Origin of the sequence: Vibrio kasasachensis (assembly GCF_050337565.1) — a bacterium.
Classification (GTDB): domain Bacteria; phylum Pseudomonadota; class Gammaproteobacteria; order Enterobacterales; family Vibrionaceae; genus Vibrio; species Vibrio kasasachensis.
In genome coordinates, this window is the sequence record NZ_JAKJTB010000012.1 from 374,284 (window position 1) to 394,274 (window position 19,991).

The window sequence follows — 19,991 nt, forward strand, 5'->3', positions numbered from 1 at the left end:
CTATAATGAGTTTAAAAATGCTAATAGTGCTTCACGCTCACTGGCATTTAGCTTAAGCACTTTTTGCTTCGCGACTTCAGCTTCACCGCCATGCCAAAGCACTGCTTCCATAACTGAGCGCGCACGCCCATCATGTAAGAAATATGTATGTCCATTAACTTCTTCGGTATAGCCAAGTCCCCATAGTGGCGGTGTACGCCATTCACGACCTGTTGCTAAATACTCCGGACGGTTGTCAGCAAGCCCGTCACCCATGTCATGCAAAAGCATATCGGTATATGGGTGAATAACCTGCTCTGATAAGGCTGGGCGTTCAGTACTACTGGCAGTTTTCACATTGGTTTTATGGCAAGTTTGACAGCCCATTTGACTGAATAGATCTTGTCCCTGCTTTACCAGAGGCTCTGCGGTATTACGGCGAATTGGTACGGCTAGGTGCTGGGTATAAAACTCAACAAAATTTAGAATATTGTCACTGACTTCAGGCTGCCCACCGTTCGGCAATTCCTGACAAATTTTTTGCGTGGTCGTGCAGTTTTCATTCGGAAATAAGTTGCTGGTTAAACCTACATCACCATTAAATGCGGCCGCATTTTGCTGCATTAGCGTTGGCTGACCAGCTTTCCAGCCGAATCGTCCAATCGCAAAATCGTTTTTCTGTACATCCCAAACACGATTAACCTTACCGGAAATACCATCGCTATTGCTCGCTTGTTCTGCAACCCACTTAAGCAAAGTTTGGTCTGGGATAATTTCAAGCAAACCAAGCCCTATCATTGGTGGGGCGACGCGGGCAGACATCATGGTATCTGGATGCATATCTCCATAGCCAAGATCGGTAATAGTTAAATTTGGATTACGCAGTACCACCTTGTGGCCATCAGCAAACGTCACTGGCACATCACTATAAGTGATCTCAATCTTACCTTCTGGTGTTTGATCTTGCAGCGCGAAATCTTGTAGCTGTCCACCATAAGTAGGCTCAGGAATCACACCATCTTTAATGTAAGCTTGCTTTTGTTCAGGTGACATCGCTGGAATACTTAACCGAACTAGCATTGACACCGCGTGCATATCTCCCGCTTCAGGTGGATGCCCTCGCCCATCTTTGATATGACAGTTTTGACAGCCATTGGTATTGAATAGTGGACCTAAGCCATCTCGTGCATCCGTTGAGGCTGGAGCCTGAACCCAAGGATTACGGAAGAAGCTGTTACCAACGCTAAAATCCAATCGCTTACTCATTGGTAAGTTTCCTGCAGGGAGCGAGAAAGCATTCGCCCCCTCTTTTTTTACTGCTGTATTTCCGCCTGTTTTTACTTCGTTGGCGAACGTAGACGCAGACAAAATTAACATTGAGGCCAAATAAGATTTAAAGTACCGCATCATTCCAGTGATCTCTTTATTGCTTCAAGCCTAACGAATATTGTTTTGATAAAAGGGGTCAGGCATGCTCATGTGGTTGGACAAAAAAGGGCCCATATGAGCCCTTTTCTATATTGGATAATTGATCGAATTAAAATTCGTGATCTGCCGTATCAGGGTTCAGGCTATCAATACCGATCAACTTTGCCGCTCGTTCGATAGATGCAGTTTGTGCAACTAACGACATAATAGCTTCGTTTACTAACGCGTTGCCTTGAGTATTACCCGCGGCAATCAGTTGATCAAAATGCTGATTTTCTTGCTCAGCAGCAGTCACAAGTTGACCAACCTGTGCGCGAGTTTTATCAAACTGCTTCTGAATTTCATCCGCTGCTTTTTGATCATTCTCAGCAACGAGCGCATAGATACCAGGACCTTCTAACTTGCTACCATCAACTTTGTCATAAGTACCCGTGTATACGTTATAGATACCCTGCTCGTTGTAGTAGTGAGAGTTGTGAGTATTATCTGAGAAGCAGTCGTGCTCATCTTCAGTAGAGTTCGCCTCTAGCGCCACTTTCATTCGCTCACCCGCTAGTTCACCCAAAGAGAGTGACCCCATACCAAATAACATTTTGCGTAGACCGTTTTCAGCAGAACCGTTAAGTAACTCTTCGCGGTAGTTACCGGATTCACTTGCTGACCACTGCTTCTCCATCCACTCGAGATCTTGAATTAAAAGATCGGCAGCCGCGCGTAAGTATTCACCGCGACGGTCACAGTTACTATTGGTACACTCATTACCCACAACGAAATCGGTGTAAGCACGTTCTCCAGCACCTGAATTAGTCCCGTTAAGATCTTGCCCCCAAAGTAGGAACTCAATCGCGTGATAACCCGATGCAACATTTGCTTCTGAACCGCCGACTTCATTTAGCTCAGCAATCAATTCAGGGGTAATTTTGGTCACATCAAGTTTCGTCGCGCCAATCGTTAGCTCTTTATTTGCCACGATATTTGCCGTCGCGCCTTCATTTCCCAATTCATATTGATAATCAGAAGATACGTAATCAATCAAACCTTCATCTAACGGCCATGCATTCAATTGCCCTTCCCAATCATCAACAATTGCATTACCAAAACGGAATACTTCGGATTGCTGGTAAGGCACACGTGACTCAAGCCATGCTTGTTTAACGCTAGCGAATGTCGCTTCTGTTGGTGTAGCAAGGAAAGCTTCGATTGACTTATCGAGTGAATTAGCCGTAGAAAGGGAGTCAGAAAATACTGCATGGGCTAAATCAGCGTAATGCTCAACAACTTTTTGTTGAGTAACGTCAGCCGCAAATGCAGAACTGCCTGATACAAGTAGAGCGGTCGCAATAGTGCGGGCCAAAACGGTTTTTACCTTCATTATTAAAATCCTTGTTGAGCTTGAAGATGTACATGCTAATTATATTGCTAATTATTATCATTAACACTAAGGTTTCGAATGATACAAACTTACAATTTATTTGCAAGGTAAAAACAAAAAAACCTCATAATTATGAGGTTTTTATCAAATCTTATTCGCGAGAAATTTACAATTTTAACACATGTTTCCCGTGAGATATCTTAGCTTTCAGATAGCTTTCGTTGCCTTCTTTGATATGCGCTAATGTATTAACAACTTCAACTATTTCAATGCCATGCTGTTTTAGCTCGCTCACCTTCTTAGGGTTATTTGTCACCAGTCGAATCTTCTCTACCCCCAAAGCTAATAGCATTTGCGCCGCCTCGGTAAAGTCACGCATATCATCACCAAAACCGAGATGATTATTGGCTTCATAGGTATTCATACCTTGGCTTTGCAGGCGATATGCATCTATTTTGTTATACAGTCCAATACCACGCCCTTCTTGACGGAGGTATAAAATGATACCACCAGCTTCACCCATACGCTCAATGGTCTCATCCAGTTGCTCACCACAATCACAGCGTGAGGAATGAAACACATCCCCCGTTAAACATTCAGAGTGCATGCGCACTAAGGGAACACCTTGAGAGAGATCTGCTTGTTTAAAAATAACGGCTACATGTTCTTTATCCGTCATCAATCCATTGAAGGAAAGAATCTCTGCATCGATTTTGCTTCCTACACCGACTTTTAATCCAACTCTGGCTCGTACATCCGCCATATCAATACTCACTTGAAGTCTTATACTATCTATTTGTGTTACTGCATTCATTACAAACGCCCTCTGTGAGTAACTATGAGGACTCTTAACCAATAATTCAATATTTAGATCACAATTGTTATAATATAACAAAAAATATGCAGTGTTATACCGTCTATAGGGGGCTAGATGTTAAAACGGACAAAAAAAGCCAGCACACGAACGCATGCTGGCTTTTAAAAATTGAACTGAATGTCGCTTGATTTAATAAGCTTGGTTACGTTGCCATACCGAAAGCTCAACCCAAACGTGTTCTAGCTGTTTGAGTTCTTCTTCCGTCAGTAAATTCAACGTTGGTTGGCTATGAGGAAGAGTATATGCTTGTAATGAACTTATATTCATATAAAAGTCCTTTTTCAATTGTAATAACAATGTATCCACAGCACTTCCCTATTAATTATTAGCCAAACTAAAAGTTTATTTTTTGCTCAATTGACTCATTAATAACTATGATAACAAAATAGTCGATCTGCGCACTATTTAGTCACACAAATGGGACTAATATCACTAAAGATAGCCTTGCTTTCTCTAGTTCATTAAGATCCAATAAAGATCTTACACACAAAAAAAGTGGGTCAATCCAATAGATCAACCCACCTTTAAATCTTTAGTTTAGTACCTAATTTAATCGCGCTGCCCGAGTTTTACCTGGCCATTGTCAGAAAACCACAATGCTTCATTGCGGCGTCGAGCAATTAAGATCGGTCCGTCATCATAGAAAAGAAAATTCTTCCAATGTTTCTTGAATATCGACCACTTGGTTTCTAAAACATTATATTTTTCATAGCAAAAATAAACTGTTACATCATCTTGCCAATCGATAAACTGCAAGACTGCTTCTGGAAGCTCTACATCATCCGAATCCCAAGCACTCATCCAATTCACGGATTCCGTCCAGTTAGAGGCATTCATTGGCCAGTCACTAGAACTCAATCGCTCTGCATCCGGGCTTTGAGCACTAATGTTATCTTTCCATAACTGCGCTGAACGAACTTGATCCATTGGCTTGATCGCCTCTAGATCCTCCGCAGGTACTGGCATCGACTGGTGAGTAAAAATCCATTTTCTTTGGTAGTTTTCCAAAGGTAAATAAGACATCTTGTTCCTCAATTAAGACTTCAGCCAACCCTTTCCGCTGGCTTGTTCGGTTATTTGTTTTGGTCCACAACACTAACGGGTGTTATCGATCGGGTTTCCATGCAGGGTTGATCAATGCCGTCAATACATGGTCACACCATTCGTCATTAATTAACAAATAGTTCTTTGCAAACCCTTCTCGTTCAAAGCCAACACGCGAAAGTACCGCCTCGCTGCGTGTATTGTGGGGAATGTAACTTGCCATAATCCGATGCATATTTTGCATACGAAACATGTATTGAACGGCAAGTTTTAGCGCTCTAGTCATTATACCTTGCCCTTGCGCATCTTGACTAAGTGAATAACCCACGTTACAAGCATAAAACGGAAATCTGGTAAGATTACTGAACGAGATAGTGCCTAACATCGCCCCACTTGGTTTATCGATTACCAACAAATAATACCCGAGCGCGTGTTTATGTAACTCATTGAGTTTAATGAGTCTTCGTGTCCAAGCAGAGAGGGTGAAAAATTCATCCTCTCGCTTCGGTTCCCACACTTTAAGGTGCTCTCTATTGGTGAGAAAATACTCTAAAATCATGTAAGCGTCAGTTGGCTCTGCCATACGCAATACGATATCACCATCGACTTCATACACTTGTTGTGGTGTGCTGACTGGTGTCATCAATTTTTACGGATCCCATATTCACGCAGTTTGTTCGCTACGGAAGTATGAGATACAGCAAGGCGTTTAGCCAATTTACGGCTTGAAGGGAATGAATGGTACAGTCTCTCCAACACTTTTGACTCGTACTCTTTCATAATCTCATCGAGCGAACCATCTAGGCTCAATGCCGCTCCGGAGGAGACTGATGCTTCGACCTGTGGCAAATGGAACAGTTCTACGGTCAACGTATCCGATTCCAGTTCAGTGAGGGCTCTAAGCACCATATTTTCCAACTGGCGCATATTTCCAGGCCAATTATACGATGTTAATTGAGCGATCAAATCTTCTGTCAAATAAGGTCGCCCCATTCCTAACTGAGTCACATATTTAGCAATAAACATCTCTAGCAATGGTTCGATATCAGTCGTACGCTCACGTAATGGTGGGATCTGAACGGTTAATACATTTAAACGGTAGAATAAATCTTCTCGGAAGGAGCCCGACTCCGCTAGATCTGCCAATTTGTGACGAGTTGATGCAATAACCCGCACATTAACTTGCACTTCATGCTCTTCACCGACACGGCGGAATCGACCATCTTGCAGCAGTCTCAACAGTTTGATCTGTAAGTGCGGACTCATCTCCCCTATCTCATCGAGGAAAACTGTTCCGCCATTCGCTTGTTCAAAAATGCCTTTATGTGCAAGTTGATTATTGAACATGCCTTGTCCATGACCAAACAGTTCTGTTTCTGCTACATCATCAGGCATTGAAGCACAGCTGATTTTTAGAAATGGTTGTTCGACGCGATCAGAGCGATTGTGGCAAGCTCTTGCCAACATCTCCTTACCCGTACCGGTCTCACCCTGAATCAACAAGGGTTGTTCCATATTAGCCAATTTCTTGGCTTGGCTGATAAGTGCTTTGTGGCGGTTCGAGATACCAACAAAATGCTCAAAACCAAGATTACTTTGCAATGGCAGCATTTGTTTTAATAATGATTTATCTTGCGTGGCACGAATGATCATTACTGTACTGGCTAGTATCGACTCTTGCGCCTCTGTCGTGATGTAGACTGGCATAATTTCCATGACATAGTCTAAGCCATTAATCACGATGTTCTCACGTTGGCGCGTTATGTTGCCTTCAGCCCACTTTGTGAAGTTGAAACTTGGCAATAACTGGCTGATTTGGTGAGAGATGACCTCTTGCTCTTCAAGATTAAATAGACTCAACGCGGCTTGGTTAGCCATGTCTACATAGCCTCTTAAATCTATTGCAACAACGGGCTCTGGTAAATTATTGAGAAGAGAAATAAGCTCAGTATTATGCCTTTCCATTGGCATAAACTGAATTTTACGAACATCTTTTACTCCAGAAATTCGACGAATTTCTGCCATCAGTTCACTGAAAGTATCAAAATCAATATCAGGGCAGTTAAGATAAATGATACCGGTAATATCAATTTCGATACCGCGCAAATCGAGGTTTCTCGCAGCTAGAATATTGAGCAACTCACGAGTTAAACCGAGTCTGTCTTCACATAAAACTTCTAGACGCACTGAATTAGTCCTAAGTTAAGGTGTCAGGAATAGTTGACAGTAGTTTCCTCTAAGCCTAGATACCCGTCAAGCAAAGCTACCTTACTAGCTTCACATTCATGCTATTTAACTGTTAGTGCGGCCACTTTTAACGCGATTTGCTTGCGAATTGCAGACAATTTCACCGCCCTCTCAGGGTGCCAAGGCATCGGGCGAAGCAAAGATATCGCTTTAATGCCCAATCTAGCGGTCAAAATACCCACGCCGATACCTTGTCCAGCGCGTGCAGATAACTTGCCAGCCAAATCCATCGACATCAAATCCATACCGGCATCAATGGCTAATTCACTCGCACCAGCCGCAGCCATGTTGACCAAAGTGCATTTAAATAGCTTTAAACGAGACCAATAACCCAGTTCAATGCCATAGACTTGGGCAAGGTTATCAACCATTTTGAAGTTTCGCCAAGCAACGAGCAGCATGTCGGCTACCGCAAGTGGGCTAATCGCGACAAGAGCAGCAGATTCAGTCGCGTGTCGTGTAACAATTTGAGTCGCTAATTTATCTTGCTCTACGACCACTATCGCATCGTACATATCTAGAATTTCGGCGTCACTATGCGAAGCGTTAAGTCCATTGAGCCATCGGTCATAACTGAGCGATTCTGGTTGAATACCACCTTGGCGTGCCAATTTTTGACAGAATGCTTTTCCTTGCCCAACACTATCATTATTCAATAGTGCTTCGCTTTGTTCCTGAGTAGAGAAGTGATTGCGCAAAGTGCGCAGTTTCCACAACTCTTTACCTATGGCACCAAGACCTAATGCAGCCAAAGCCGAAACAAACCCCGCCCAACTTAGCGCCAACCAATCTGCACTTTGAATCGCTTGTAACACTGTATCAAAAGATTGCCATGCAACTAGCGCAGAAAAAGCACCAACCATCCCTGTTGTAAGCCATTTGCGTCCTTTATTAGGTCGAATAACCTGTTCTAACTGTTTTTCGCTTGCTTGTTCTTGTTCTTCTATAGCGGCTGGTACAAATTTCTCGCTCGTCTCAAATTGGACTTGAGCCGTGAGTTCAACCTGTGGATCAAGTTCAGCTTGGAGAGGCTGGTTAAATACTTGTTTAGATTTAAATTCACTCATTTCAGTTTGTCTCCAATCAAATACTCAAGCGTTTTGTCCATACGTACATGGGGTAATGGTTCATCTTGCTCACTGTACATTGGTTTAAATGCTGTAAACTCAAAACCTTTACTGTCCCAATAGGCGGCAGAAGGCAGCTTTTTCGGCACCTCTCCTGGGTAGAGCGTCATTGCCTCACCCATTAGCGATACACCTTGAATAGCCGGAATAGACTGCTCACCATTACCGATAAAACCCGTTTGCGTTGCTTGAATCGATGCAATACTCATGCAGCTCATTTCAATGTTCTCAAATGAGGCGGTTTGCCAAGCAGGATGCACCATTTGTTGCAGCAGCGACACCAAATTGCTGTGTTGGTCTGGTGTGACATGATCAGCTTTTGTTGCGGCAAACAAAACCTTGTCAATACGCGGTGCAAATAGCCTGTTTACCAAGCTGCTACGCCCATAGCGAAAACTGTGCATGAGCTGCTCAAGCGCCCCACGCATATCCATAAATGATTCATTCCCAGCATTCAAGGGCTGCAGGCAGTCTACCAACACGATTTGACGGTCAAATGTAGAGAAATGATGCTTATAAAACGCTTTAACAACTTTGGTCTGGTACTCTTGGTAACGCGCTTTCATCATGGCTAAATTACTATTTCGCGCCGGTTTTTCCTCAGCGTCAAACCGACACGGGAAAAATTGCAACACCGGGGCGCCATCTAACTCACCCGGCAGAACAAACCGTCCCGGTTGAACCCAATGCAAGTCATGTTCCTTACATGCATGCAAATATTGGGTATAACTCTCCGCGACGGATTGCAACAGATGCTCATCAGTTTCGGCATTTAAGTCGACTTTTTCCAACTCATCTAACCATGCTTTTGCCAACTCTAATCGCTTGCCAGACAATGCACCAAATTGACTTTGTGACCACTGGTGAAAATCCATATCCAACAAGGGTAAATCAAGCAGCCACTCCCCTGGATAATCAATAATATCGAGATGCAATGTCGCGGTGCTACTTAACAGCTTCTTAGTTTTTTTGGTTGATTTGTATTTCAGTGCTAGACGAATCTCACTAACATCACGCGTCGGTTCGGGCCAATTAGGATTATTACCCTGTAACTGATTCATCGCCTCATCATACGCGAAGCGAGGCACCATCATATTCGACTGTGGCTCACGCTTTGCGCCAATCACACGTTTATCACGCGTTGCACTGAGTAAAGGTAATTGTTGATGAGTGGATGTATGAAGGAGTTGATTAACAAGTGAGGTAATAAAAGCCGTTTTACCCGCGCGAGATAATCCCGTCACCGCAATCCGCACATGAGAATCCATACTGCGGTGCAGAAAATCGTTCACTTCTTGTTTTATGTTCTTCATCGAATCTCTCGTTCAATCTTTTATTATTGCTACTTTATCACTATGTATATTAATCGCGGATGAACAAAAAACCTCTGATAATTATCAGAGGTTTAGTTGAAATCTTAGCCTTACTGCACCGCTGACGTTTCTCGAAAATTAATCATCTTCGATCAGCTTGTAAATAGTGAACAAAGCAATTTCTAACAATACGAGCAAGACACAAGTTATGGTGACGTATTTTTGTTCAAAAATACTGATTCCGTGAAGGATTAAGTCATACCCGATAAAAAAGCCCACAACAGCAGCGATAAGAATTTGAAGTATTTGAATAAACCGTGGCATGCATTCTCCTATTTTTTACTTTAAACCTAAGACAGTATAGAGACAAAAAGTGCAGCTTTCGCTGCACTTTTGTCAATTGTTTAGCAAATGATTCAATGTGTTAACTCACTCAGCTTCCATTTCTTGGATTTTTACTTTCCAAGTATCTGGACCAATTTGGTGGGCATTCGCACCATTTGAGTCAACCGCAACCGTCACCGGCATGTCTTCTACGTCAAATTCGTAGATCGCTTCCATACCCAAATCTTCAAACGCAACCACGCGTGCTTTCTTAATCGCTTTCGCCACCAAATAAGCCGCGCCGCCTACCGCCATTAGATAAACTGACTTATGTTGTTTAATTGATTCAACCGTTGCAGGTCCACGCTCCGCCTTACCAATCATGCCCATGATACCGGTTTGATCAAGCATCATATCGGTAAATTTGTCCATACGAGTCGAAGTTGTCGGGCCGGCAGGACCAACAGCTTCATCACCGACCGCATCCACAGGGCCGACGTAGTAAATAAACTTACCTTTAAAATCAACACCAGCAGGTAAACCCTCGCCGTTGTCCAGCATGGTTTGGATTCGTTTATGCGCCGCATCTCTCCCCGTCAAAATCTTGCCTGAAAGGAGTACGGTTTCCCCCGTTTTCCACTCCATGACTTCTTCTTTTGTAATCGAATTGAGGTTAACACGACGAGTATTCTCACCTGCTTCCCATGTGATATCTGGCCAATCTTCTAATTTAGGAGGAACAAGCTCAGCTGGTCCTGAACCATCAAGGGTGAAATGCACATGGCGTGTGGCGGCGCAATTTGGGATCAAACAAACTGGTTTCGATGCTGCATGCGTTGGCGCAGATTTAATTTTCACATCAACCACTGTGGTTAAACCGCCCAAGCCTTGCGCACCAATCCCGAGTCGATTGACACGGTTAAAGATATCTAACCGAAGTTCTTCTTCAGCATTTTGCGGACCGCGATCGATTAACTCATGAATATCAATATGTTCCATTAACGATTCTTTTGCCAGAACCGCAGCTTTCTCTGCCGTTCCACCAATGCCAATGCCCAGCATACCTGGCGGGCACCAACCCGCGCCCATCATTGGTAGTGTCTTTTCAACCCACTCGGCAATATCGTCTGACGGATTAAGCATCGCCATCTTAGTTTTGTTTTCACTACCACCACCTTTGGCGGCGATTTGAATTTCAAGTTTATCACCTGGTACCATATTAATATGTACAACCGCAGGCGTATTATCTTTGGTATTGATTCGCTTGCCCGCAGGGTCTTTAAGCACTGAAGCTCGAAGAGGATTATCAGGGTTAGTGTAAGCTTGGCGTACACCTTCATCGACCATTTGCTGTACCGTCATGTCAATGTCGTCCCACTGAACACCCATACCGACGTTCACAAAACACGTTACGATGCCGGTATCTTGACAGATCGGGCGGTGACCTTCAGCTGACATGCGTGAGTTAATTAATATCTGGGCGATAGCATCTTTCGCCGCTTGGCTTTGTTCACGGTGATAGGCTTGCTCAAGCGCTTGAACAAAATCGAGCGGGTGGTAGTAAGAAATGTACTGAAGTGCATCAGCAACACTGCTGATCACATCCTGTCTGCGAATAACTGTCATGACTGGCCTCTTTTTTGCTTCCATTACCCCCCGCTTTGTAAACATTCGTGACTGACAAGTTTACACAAGCCAGCCATCAGTTTTTATTCTAAGTAGCGGGTTCTATTTTGGTTATGATACTCTTGCTTTTCCCAACACGCCACGAAGCGAACGAACTCTTTGTCACAATTTAAACAAATGAATAACACGCAAGCAAATCGTTTACAAATCAAACAGATTAATTACGCTTCTGACCTTGCTAATACGCTATTTTCACCGATTTCAATACAGAATTGGGCGATGTTGTTACGTTCTGCCTCGCAACATCATGTAGATAGCCGATTTGATGTCTTAGTTGCAAATCCAATTGTGACATTAGTAACTCACGGTAATAGCACATTAGTAAATGAACCTAATGACAGTTATCAAACAAATGACGACCCCTTCACTTTGATCCAAAGTGTCCAAAGGCGTTATTTGAGTGATCTTAACTATCAAGGCGAATTACCTTTCATTGGTGGTGCATTGGGCTATTTCGCTTACGACTTAGGTCGCCAAATAGAAACAATACCAAATATAGCCTTACAAGATCTCAGTACGCCAGATATGGCGGTCGGCATTTATGAATGGGCGGTAGTGATAGATCATCACCAACAGCAAGCATGGGTGGTTGGACAAAATATTGAACAACATTGGCAATGGCTACTGAAGCAACAAGAACCGCTACAAACTAGCTTTGCTTTGCTTGAAAACTGGCAGTCAAATATGTCAGAAGATCAATACAAAAATAAGTTTGCTCACGTACAAGAGTATCTGCTCTCTGGTGACTGTTACCAAATCAATTTAGCACAGCGGTTTTCTGCTCCATATCAAGGCTCGGAGTGGCAAGCATATCAAAAGCTTGAACAAGTGAATCAAGCCCCATTTTCTGCTTTTATTCGCACCGAACATGGTGCAATTTTAAGTGTATCTCCAGAGCGATTTCTTCAAGTCAACGCTGGAGAAATTGAAACCAAGCCAATAAAAGGCACACGCCCGAGGTACAGTGATCCAATTGCCGACATTGCCTCAGCACAAGAGCTGGCGAATTCCGAAAAGGATCAAGCTGAGAACTTAATGATCGTAGATTTGCTGCGCAATGATGTAGGAAAAGTTGCCAAGCCTGGTAGTGTTCATGTTCCAAAACTTTTTGATATTGAAAGCTTTCCTGCAGTACACCACTTAGTCAGCACAATTAAAGCGCAGCTCGATGATGGGTATGATGCAATGGACCTATTGCGAGCAAGCTTCCCAGGTGGATCCATTACTGGTGCGCCAAAAGTGCGCGCAATGGAAATCATTGAGGAACTGGAACCACACCGACGCAGTGCGTATTGCGGAAGTATCGGTTATATCAGTCGCCACGGTAGAATGGATACCAGCATTACTATTCGAACATTAGTCGTAGAAAATGGAATGCTGCATGTTTGGGCTGGTGGTGGATTAGTCGCGGACAGCCAAGCTGATTCTGAATACCAAGAAACCTTTGATAAATTGAGTCGTATTTTACCTGTACTCGGCTAGCTAATTTAAGCACTAAATCCACTTTTGAATCATCAACTTCAGATCAGTAGCGGTATAAGGTTTTGTCAAAATGTCATCCATACCGCTGGCAATGCATTTCTCCATCTCTTCAAGAGTGGTGCCTGCCGTTAGCGCGACAACTGGTCTTATAAAATTTTGTTGCCGCAGATATTTGGTGGCTTCAAAACCATCCATTTCAGGCATTCTGCAATCCATAAAAATCAGATCGTACTCGCTGCTTTTCACCGCTTCGATAGCTTCAACGCCATTTGTTGCGGTATCCGGGGTAATCGATAGTTTCTTCAACATTTGCGTGATGATAATTTGATTTATTCGAATATCATCGACGACTAAAATAGAAAGATTGGCGAGTGGTTTGGATGATTCAGGATTGCTGATCTTCGCTTCGTCAGCATGCGCTGCAATTTTAAGCGGCAAAGCAATATTAAACTCGCTTCCTACCCCTACATCACTTTGAAAGTTGATAGTGCCCGACATTAAGTCAACTAAATTTCTGCAGATAGCCAAACCCAGCCCTGTTCCTTCATAAGTGCGCCTTGTGGTTCTATCGGCTTGCACAAATGGATCAAACAAGCTTTGTTGCGCTTTTTTAGGAATACCACATCCACTATCCTTAACCTGCACATGAAGTACACTCTCTTCCCACCTCGCGAACACTTCCACTTTACCTTCAGAAGTAAATTTCACCGCATTACCGATCAAATTAGCTAGTATTTGACTGATACGCTCGAAATCTCCCACCAATATCAACGGTATACCTTCATCCTCTTCAATCAAAAACGCAATTTGCTTCTCTTGCGCTTGTGGTGAAAAAATACCGTGGAGCATATTTTTCATTTCTTCCCAAGAGAACTGACTCGGGAATAATTCCATCATACCTGCACTTATCTTACTGAAATCAAGTAGATCATTAATTATGTGGCGCAACAGATCACCCGAATGTGTCAAATTACTCAATATAGTTCTTTGATCTAATGTAAGTGGTGTATCGGCTAGAAGCTCAGCACTCCCTAATAAGCCGTTCAAGGGTGTTCGTAATTCGTGATTTATCATCGCAACAAACTCTTTCGTTGCCCGCTCAGATTCCTCTGCTCGTTTTCGAGCCAATTGGCTTTTGGTCACCATCAATTGACGGCTAATCGCACTACACAGTAATTCAACCACTAAGGCCATTTGGCTTTGAATAAAGTCCGCATCAATATCACATGTATTGACGTCTATCCTCAGCTCACCAACCAGCCCTTGTTCCAATTCCACTGGAAGGATTAATACGCTTTCGCACCACACCGGTGAGGCTTTAATCCTGACAACATCGTGGGAATTACATCCGCCAAAGTGGCTAGAAAGAACTGTTGGAATTAGACCCACCTTGAGATATAAACTTACGTCATCAATTAAATTGCAAGCGCGTAGGCGTTCTAAAAAACTCGATAGCAAACCATCATCCAGAGTCCGACTTAGGAATGAACGACCGAAGTGAACGAGAGACTCACTAATATAGGCTTCAAGTTCAAGTTTCTTGAGACCACTTGAGTTTTGATATTCAAGTTGCTTTAGTACAAGTTGCAATTGTTGATTCGTCTCGTAAAGCTCAAGACTTTTTAGTTCCAACAAGCTTTCAGCCTGTTTTCTCGCGGCTTTTTCTCGGGCAATTTTCCTTTCAAGATGGATTTGGTTCATATCGACTACTTAACAAGTAACAACTGAAATTGCACATGGCTGCTGTCTTCCGACTGCTCGCTCATTGAAATATCTAATTGCTCACCAAAATGATCCGCGCAGCCTTTTACTAGCCCTAAGCACACATTGGACATACAGCGCGCACTTTTATAGTCAAAAATAAGCTCTGTTTCACTTTCTGAGATGAATTCAAACTGTGGCGGATTTGCATCTGGATACAATTTTTTCACTTCAATATGGATATAGTCCTCTACGAGACGAACAAACTGAAAACAATTTTTACACTCTGAAAGACTCGCGGAATAAGGAAGTGTCGAATACAAGTTGATGAAAATTGACTGTCCAAATGCTTGTTGTAGTTCATCAGGCGGCATATTGGTTAACTTACCCAGCTCAACAATGAGTTTCACCAAAAGCTTGTGGTCATAACTACCCACGGCGGTATAAGCTCCGTCATCTCCGACGTTATCTAAAATTTGGTCGACCACCTCTAGCCCGAACTTATCTTCAACTAAGTCTATGAACTCAGTAAATATGATTCCTTTCATCACCTGCCCCTTTTTATGTTATACCTTAGTGCTTGTGAAGCTATTCTTAATTAACAATGATGAACAAACGATGCTCAACCAGCAATGATCATTAGACAAAGCATGATCCATAAAGTCGGCTTTTTCAAATAGATACCGGAGTAACTGTGTTAGTACCAACCAGCCGAAACGCGCTTATGCAACATTTTCTCGCCCAACAGCCGGTTTCCTATCACGCTGGGGCACTTAAACGTCTAGGTTTTTTACAGGATCAACCACTGCGGAAAGCCGCTGTTTTAATCGGTTTTGTTGAACGAGAAGATGGCTTACATGTTCTGTTTACTAAGCGTGCCAAGCATTTAAGGCATCATCCCGGGCAAGTAAGCTTTCCTGGGGGAAAATTCGAAGAAAGTGACACCTCACTCTACTCGACTGTATTGAGAGAAACGGAAGAAGAGATTGGGATTTTTTCAAATCAAATCGAAATTTTTGGTCAAATGGCCGCATTGCCTACTATTAGCCGCTTTTCTGTCACTCCCTACTTGGCTTTCGTTGAGCCAGACTACACCGCAATCATCGACACTAATGAAGTTGACCAAGTTTTTGAAGTACCGGTTGAAATAGTGCTAGATCCACAATATCTCCACAGCAATACCTTTTCTGTTAACCAACAGCAACATCAAATCTTCGCCATTAATTATGGCCAGCACTTTATTTGGGGTATGACAGCGCAAATAATTCAAGCTTTACAAAACCATTTAGTACAAAAATAACGCAGATATTACTCATTCTCACCATTTCATCTTTCGTACGGTAAAATAAGCCACCCTGACGCAAACGCTTGCTATGTGCAAAATAACCACAGCTAATTCCATTGATAAGTTTTTCTAATCCGAGGCATTAAGAAAAATCACGTGTAGCACGTCATTTTCGTGACAAAAAACTCCTTTTTGGAATATCATTAGCGCATCCCCGTAAAAACATGATGTAGATCTAATTTTTATGTAATTTTTTCTTGCAAAATTGCACCTGACTTATTTCCTGTTCCCAAAAAATGAGTAACTTAAATATGAACTCAACTACTTCATCAGCTACGGCTGAACAACAATCTAGTAAATTTAACTATAAAGATTTTACTTGGTGTTTATCACTATTCGGTACCGCTGTAGGTGCTGGTGTACTTTTCCTTCCTATCAAAGCAGGCGCTGGCGGTTTTTGGCCATTAGTTATCCTTGCTTTAATCGCGGCACCAATGACTTGGTTCGCACACAAATCTCTTGCTCGCTTCGTTCTTTCTGCTAAGAACCCTGAATCAGACATCACTGATACAGTTGAAGAACACTTTGGTAAAACTGGCGCGAACTTAATCACTTTTGCTTACTTTTTCGCGATTTACCCTATCGTTCTTATTTACGGCGTTGGTATCACCAATACTGTTGACTCTTTCCTAGTAAACCAAATGGGCATGGAATCAATCCCACGTTGGTTGCTATCAGCGGCACTGATTGCTGCAATGACAGCAGGTGTAGTATTTGGTAAAGAATTAATGCTAAAAGCAACGTCAGCAATGGTTTACCCACTTGTTGCGATTCTACTAGCACTTTCTTTCTTCCTAATCCCAGACTGGAACACTTCAATGGTTGAAGTTGCACCTGACTGGTCTGCAATGCCTTCTATTGTTTGGCTTGCGATTCCAATCATCGTGTTCTCATTCAACCACAGCCCTATCATCTCTCAGTTCTCTAAAGAACAACGCCTAAAATACGGTGACAACGCAGTTAAGAAAACTGACGCAATCACTGGCGGCGCTGCAATGATGCTGATGGGTTTTGTTATGTTCTTCGTATTCTCTGTTGTTCTGTCTCTTTCTCCAGAGCAGCTAGCAATGGCACAAGAGCAAAATATCTCTGTACTTTCTTACCTAGCAAACGTTCATGAGTCTCCACTGATTTCTTACATGGGTCCTCTAGTTGCATTTGCTGCGATTACTTCTAGCTACTTTGGTCACTTCCTAGGTGCTCACGAAGGTCTAGTTGGTCTAATCAAGTCTCGCTCTGGCGCTCCAGTAAGCAAGATTGAAAAAGGCTCTCTACTGTTCATCGTTATCACTACTTGGATTGTTGCGGTTGTTAACCCAAGCATCCTAGGCATGATTGAAACAATGGGCGCACCAATGATTGCTGCAATCTTGTTCCTACTGCCTGTATTTGCAATGAACAAAGTACCAGCAATGGCGAAGTACAAAACTTCTGCACCTGTACAGATTTTCACAGTTATCTGTGGTCTTGCAGCAATTAGTTCTGTAATCTACGGCGCTCTTTAATTACCCCTTCCATTTCGGGTAATTAAACCAAAAATTATAATGAATAAAATAAGCCTCCCTACTCGGGGGGCTTACTTCTGAGGTAATCGATATGATTAGTGTTTTTGACATCTATAAGATCGGCGTTGGTCCTTCAAGCTCACACACTGTAGGCCCAATGAAAGCGGGTAAAGAATTTATTGATGATCTTCGTGCAATGGGAAAATTGCGCGACATTACTAAAATCACCGTTGACGTTTATGGATCACTATCACTGACAGGGAAAGGTCACCACACCGATATCGCTATCATCATGGGTCTTGCTGGCAATACCCCTGAGAAAGTAGACATCGATTCTATTGCGGGCTTTATTGCACGTGTAGAAGAAACAGAGCGCCTTCCTGTTGGCATGCATTGCCATACAGTATCGTTCCCGAAAGATAGTGGTATGAATTTCCATACGACTAACTTAGAGCTACACGAAAACGGCATGCAAATCCACGCGTGGGTTGATGACGAGAAAGCGTACTCAAAAACGTATTACTCAATCGGTGGTGGTTTCATCGTCGATGAAGAAAACTTCGGTAAAGAAGAAGCGAATCCAGTTAAAGTGCCTTTCCCATTCACTTCAGCTGAAGAACTAGTGAATCAATGTAAAGAGAGCGGTCTTTCAATTGGCACTCTAGTAATGAAAAACCAAGCAGCTTTGCACTCTGATGAAGAGTCACGCATGTACTTCGCTAACATCTGGAAAACGATGCGTGAAGGTATGGAACGCGGTATGAATACAGAAGGTATCCTTCCTGGGCCTCTACGCGTACCACGCCGTGCAGCAGCACTTCGCCAGTTATTGTTGACGTCTGAGAAAACCTCAAACGATCCAATGTCGGTTGTTGATTGGGTAAACATGTTTGCTTTTGCGGTAAACGAAGAAAACGCAGCCGGCGGACGTGTTGTTACAGCGCCAACTAACGGTGCATGTGGCATCATCCCTGCTGTTCTAGCGTACTACGACAAATTCATCCAAACAGTGACTGAAAAAGACTACATTCGTTACTTCGCGGCATCTGGCGCAATCGGTGGTCTATACAAGCGTAATGCATCTATCTCTGGTGCTGAAGTTGGTTGTCAGGGTGAAGTCGGTGTGGCTTGTTCTATGGCAGCAGCCGGTCTTGCTGAGCTTATGGGTGGTAGCCCTGAGCAAGTATGTATGGCAGCTGAAATCGGCATGGAGCACAACCTAGGTTTGACTTGTGACCCTGTAGCAGGCCAAGTTCAAGTACCATGTATTGAACGCAATGGTATTGCGGCTGTTAAAGCTATCAACTCTACGCGTATGGCACTTCGTCGTTCTTCTGCTCCAACTGTTTCACTCGATAAAGTTATTGAGACTATGCTAGAAACTGGTAAAGACATGAACGCGAAATATCGTGAAACCTCACAAGGTGGTTTAGCGATTAAAGTGATCTGCTAAGGTTACTGAGTGATCGTAACGTCAAACTATTAATAGAATTGTATTTTATTGAAAAGTAGACGATATAATGGCGACTTCTATACCCAAGAAACTTGAAGGTGCAGGTAGGCGGCAAGTGAGAAAGCCCCCGAGCATAGGTGAACTATGTGATTGGGGGGCACGAACACAGCCAACACCGCTGCAACTTCAAGTATGACGGGCATATGTCGCCATTTTTGTATGTGGTATTAATGAGGCAGTATGATTGCAATCAGACCGGCAAAACTGAAAGATTTTGCCTGTTTAATGGAGCTTGAAGTATTAGAAGAGCAAAAAGCAGCTCATCTTCCCTTCGAGCAGGTTTACCATAATCGCTCAAAATACGAGGTAATCTTAACACTCTACACCGAACGTCACGCTGTTGGATATGTTGTGATTGATAAAGCGTTCGCTCACTACGCGACGTTTTCACGCAGACATGAATTAGGTCTCAAATACATTGTGTTAGACAAAGCGTATCAAAATAAGGGGTTCGGTCGAAAAGCAATGCAGAAATTGTTCATTTATGCCAATGCTATCAACTCTGATAGTGATTCGCTATGCGTCACCCTACCCGCCAATGAAGAAGCGAATAAGCACTTTTTCACTGCGGTAGGTTTCATTGAAGAAGAAAAACTGTTCTTCGGACGAAATGGTAAAGAACGTATCCTGAGGCACAAGCTATAATGCAACTAAAACAGTTAGCTTATTCCCCTCTGTAGAGGCAACCCGCCGTACAAGTTTCTTTAATTTCTACTTTGCTTAGTAGTGGCAGTTCTGGCTTTAGCTGCTGCCAAATCCATTTCGCGAGTACTTCACTGGTTGGGTTTTCTAACCCTTCAATATCATTGAGATAATAGTGGTCTAGGCGATTGTAGATTGGCTTAAATGCCGCTTTTATCTCCGCAAAGTCCACTACCCATCCGGTATGTGGGTCAACCTCCCCTTCAACATAAAGACGAACTAAAAAAGAATGCCCATGTAAGCGTCCGCATTTGTGTCCTTCCGCAACGTGAGGCAAAAGATGCGCAGCTTCAAACATAAACTCTTTGTACAACTCTGTTTTCATCTCATTTACCTAAATAACTCA

At 43.0% G+C, this 19,991-nt stretch carries 19 protein-coding genes; 5 read left to right on the top strand and 14 right to left on the bottom strand.

Annotation, left to right across the window (positions count from 1 at the left end; genetic code table 11):
* The 11 genes from L4C38_RS10530 to L4C38_RS10580 form a co-directional block, all read right to left on the bottom strand.
* A complete protein-coding gene (locus tag L4C38_RS10530; protein WP_428797498.1) occupies positions 1-1,389 on the bottom strand; it encodes a di-heme oxidoreductase family protein in 1,389 nt (462 codons plus the stop codon).
* A gap of 127 nt (positions 1,390-1,516) precedes the next feature.
* On the bottom strand, positions 1,517-2,779 hold the full coding sequence (locus tag L4C38_RS10535) for an imelysin family protein (protein ID WP_428797499.1): 1,263 nt from the start codon (positions 2,777-2,779) through the stop codon (positions 1,517-1,519).
* A 166-nt stretch (positions 2,780-2,945) separates the two neighbouring features.
* Complete coding sequence (locus tag L4C38_RS10540) at positions 2,946-3,593, bottom strand: GTP cyclohydrolase II (protein ID WP_428797500.1); 648 nt, start codon at positions 3,591-3,593, stop codon at positions 2,946-2,948.
* A 192-nt stretch (positions 3,594-3,785) separates the two neighbouring features.
* Positions 3,786-3,923 (bottom strand): 3-demethylubiquinone-9 3-methyltransferase, encoded by a 138-nt coding sequence (locus tag L4C38_RS10545; RefSeq protein ID WP_428797501.1) that lies wholly within the window; start codon positions 3,921-3,923, stop codon positions 3,786-3,788.
* A 282-nt stretch (positions 3,924-4,205) separates the two neighbouring features.
* On the bottom strand, positions 4,206-4,679 hold the full coding sequence (locus L4C38_RS10550; RefSeq protein ID WP_428797502.1) for a DUF2947 domain-containing protein: 474 nt from the start codon (positions 4,677-4,679) through the stop codon (positions 4,206-4,208).
* 82 nt (positions 4,680-4,761) lie between these two features.
* Positions 4,762-5,343 (bottom strand): ribosomal protein S5-alanine N-acetyltransferase, encoded by a 582-nt coding sequence (gene rimJ / locus L4C38_RS10555; RefSeq protein WP_428797503.1) that lies wholly within the window; start codon positions 5,341-5,343, stop codon positions 4,762-4,764.
* A complete protein-coding gene (gene tyrR / locus L4C38_RS10560; protein ID WP_428797504.1) occupies positions 5,343-6,887 on the bottom strand; it encodes a transcriptional regulator TyrR in 1,545 nt (514 codons plus the stop codon). The genes rimJ and tyrR overlap by 1 nt, the downstream gene beginning before the upstream one ends.
* Positions 6,888-6,988: 101 nt before the next feature.
* A complete protein-coding gene (locus L4C38_RS10565) occupies positions 6,989-8,014 on the bottom strand; it encodes a YcjF family protein (protein ID WP_428797505.1) in 1,026 nt (341 codons plus the stop codon).
* Positions 8,011-9,387, bottom strand: coding sequence for a YcjX family GTP-binding protein (locus tag L4C38_RS10570; protein ID WP_428797506.1), 1,377 nt, complete (start codon positions 9,385-9,387; stop codon positions 8,011-8,013). Before L4C38_RS10570 ends, L4C38_RS10565 begins: the two co-directional genes overlap by 4 nt.
* Before the next feature lie 138 nt (positions 9,388-9,525).
* Positions 9,526-9,711: a hypothetical protein gene (locus L4C38_RS10575; protein ID WP_428797507.1), complete on the bottom strand. Its 186-nt coding sequence runs from the start codon at positions 9,709-9,711 to the stop codon at positions 9,526-9,528.
* A gap of 105 nt (positions 9,712-9,816) precedes the next feature.
* Positions 9,817-11,337 (bottom strand): fumarate hydratase, encoded by a 1,521-nt coding sequence (locus L4C38_RS10580; protein WP_428797508.1) that lies wholly within the window; start codon positions 11,335-11,337, stop codon positions 9,817-9,819.
* A gap of 177 nt (positions 11,338-11,514) precedes the next feature.
* Here L4C38_RS10580 and pabB point away from each other — a divergent pair, with 177 nt between their 5' ends.
* Complete coding sequence (gene pabB / locus L4C38_RS10585) at positions 11,515-12,879, top strand: aminodeoxychorismate synthase component 1 (protein ID WP_428797550.1); 1,365 nt, start codon at positions 11,515-11,517, stop codon at positions 12,877-12,879.
* Between the two features lie 12 nt (positions 12,880-12,891).
* On the opposite strand, the gene L4C38_RS10590 is transcribed toward pabB, so the two are convergent.
* Positions 12,892-14,580 (bottom strand): ATP-binding protein, encoded by a 1,689-nt coding sequence (locus L4C38_RS10590; protein ID WP_428797509.1) that lies wholly within the window; start codon positions 14,578-14,580, stop codon positions 12,892-12,894.
* A 5-nt stretch (positions 14,581-14,585) separates the two neighbouring features.
* Positions 14,586-15,128 (bottom strand): heme NO-binding domain-containing protein, encoded by a 543-nt coding sequence (locus L4C38_RS10595; protein ID WP_428797510.1) that lies wholly within the window; start codon positions 15,126-15,128, stop codon positions 14,586-14,588.
* Between the two features lie 146 nt (positions 15,129-15,274).
* Here L4C38_RS10595 and L4C38_RS10600 point away from each other — a divergent pair, with 146 nt between their 5' ends.
* From L4C38_RS10600 to L4C38_RS10615, 4 genes are all read left to right on the top strand, one after another.
* Positions 15,275-15,880 (top strand): CoA pyrophosphatase, encoded by a 606-nt coding sequence (locus L4C38_RS10600; protein ID WP_428797511.1) that lies wholly within the window; start codon positions 15,275-15,277, stop codon positions 15,878-15,880.
* A gap of 296 nt (positions 15,881-16,176) precedes the next feature.
* Complete coding sequence (locus tag L4C38_RS10605; protein WP_428797512.1) at positions 16,177-17,430, top strand: aromatic amino acid transport family protein; 1,254 nt, start codon at positions 16,177-16,179, stop codon at positions 17,428-17,430.
* Between the two features lie 91 nt (positions 17,431-17,521).
* Complete coding sequence (locus L4C38_RS10610) at positions 17,522-18,883, top strand: L-serine ammonia-lyase (protein WP_428797513.1); 1,362 nt, start codon at positions 17,522-17,524, stop codon at positions 18,881-18,883.
* A gap of 240 nt (positions 18,884-19,123) precedes the next feature.
* The gene (locus tag L4C38_RS10615) at positions 19,124-19,588 is read left to right on the top strand and encodes a GNAT family N-acetyltransferase (protein ID WP_428797514.1); all 465 of its coding nucleotides are present in this window, start codon (positions 19,124-19,126) and stop codon (positions 19,586-19,588) included.
* Between the two features lie 19 nt (positions 19,589-19,607).
* Here the strand turns inward: L4C38_RS10615 and queD are convergent, their stop codons facing one another.
* Positions 19,608-19,970 (bottom strand): 6-carboxytetrahydropterin synthase QueD, encoded by a 363-nt coding sequence (gene queD / locus L4C38_RS10620; protein WP_428797515.1) that lies wholly within the window; start codon positions 19,968-19,970, stop codon positions 19,608-19,610.
* Between the last annotated feature and the right edge of the window lie 21 nt (positions 19,971-19,991).

Coding starts and splice junctions, on each gene's coding strand:
- L4C38_RS10530 (WP_428797498.1), bottom strand. CDS start 1,389: ATGATGCGGTACTTTAAATCTTATTTGGCCTCAATGTTAATTTTGTCT.
- L4C38_RS10565 (WP_428797505.1), bottom strand. CDS start 8,014: ATGAGTGAATTTAAATCTAAACAAGTATTTAACCAGCCTCTCCAAGCT.
- L4C38_RS10545 (WP_428797501.1), bottom strand. CDS start 3,923: ATGAATATAAGTTCATTACAAGCATATACTCTTCCTCATAGCCAACCA.
- L4C38_RS10540 (WP_428797500.1), bottom strand. CDS start 3,593: ATGAATGCAGTAACACAAATAGATAGTATAAGACTTCAAGTGAGTATT.
- L4C38_RS10590 (WP_428797509.1), bottom strand. CDS start 14,580: ATGAACCAAATCCATCTTGAAAGGAAAATTGCCCGAGAAAAAGCCGCG.
- L4C38_RS10605 (WP_428797512.1), top strand. CDS start 16,177: ATGAACTCAACTACTTCATCAGCTACGGCTGAACAACAATCTAGTAAA.
- L4C38_RS10570 (WP_428797506.1), bottom strand. CDS start 9,387: ATGAAGAACATAAAACAAGAAGTGAACGATTTTCTGCACCGCAGTATG.
- L4C38_RS10550 (WP_428797502.1), bottom strand. CDS start 4,679: ATGTCTTATTTACCTTTGGAAAACTACCAAAGAAAATGGATTTTTACT.
- L4C38_RS10575 (WP_428797507.1), bottom strand. CDS start 9,711: ATGCCACGGTTTATTCAAATACTTCAAATTCTTATCGCTGCTGTTGTG.
- L4C38_RS10580 (WP_428797508.1), bottom strand. CDS start 11,337: ATGACAGTTATTCGCAGACAGGATGTGATCAGCAGTGTTGCTGATGCA.
- rimJ (WP_428797503.1), bottom strand. CDS start 5,343: ATGACACCAGTCAGCACACCACAACAAGTGTATGAAGTCGATGGTGAT.
- pabB (WP_428797550.1), top strand. CDS start 11,515: ATGAATAACACGCAAGCAAATCGTTTACAAATCAAACAGATTAATTAC.
- L4C38_RS10535 (WP_428797499.1), bottom strand. CDS start 2,779: ATGAAGGTAAAAACCGTTTTGGCCCGCACTATTGCGACCGCTCTACTT.
- queD (WP_428797515.1), bottom strand. CDS start 19,970: ATGAAAACAGAGTTGTACAAAGAGTTTATGTTTGAAGCTGCGCATCTT.
- L4C38_RS10615 (WP_428797514.1), top strand. CDS start 19,124: ATGATTGCAATCAGACCGGCAAAACTGAAAGATTTTGCCTGTTTAATG.
- L4C38_RS10595 (WP_428797510.1), bottom strand. CDS start 15,128: ATGAAAGGAATCATATTTACTGAGTTCATAGACTTAGTTGAAGATAAG.
- L4C38_RS10610 (WP_428797513.1), top strand. CDS start 17,522: ATGATTAGTGTTTTTGACATCTATAAGATCGGCGTTGGTCCTTCAAGC.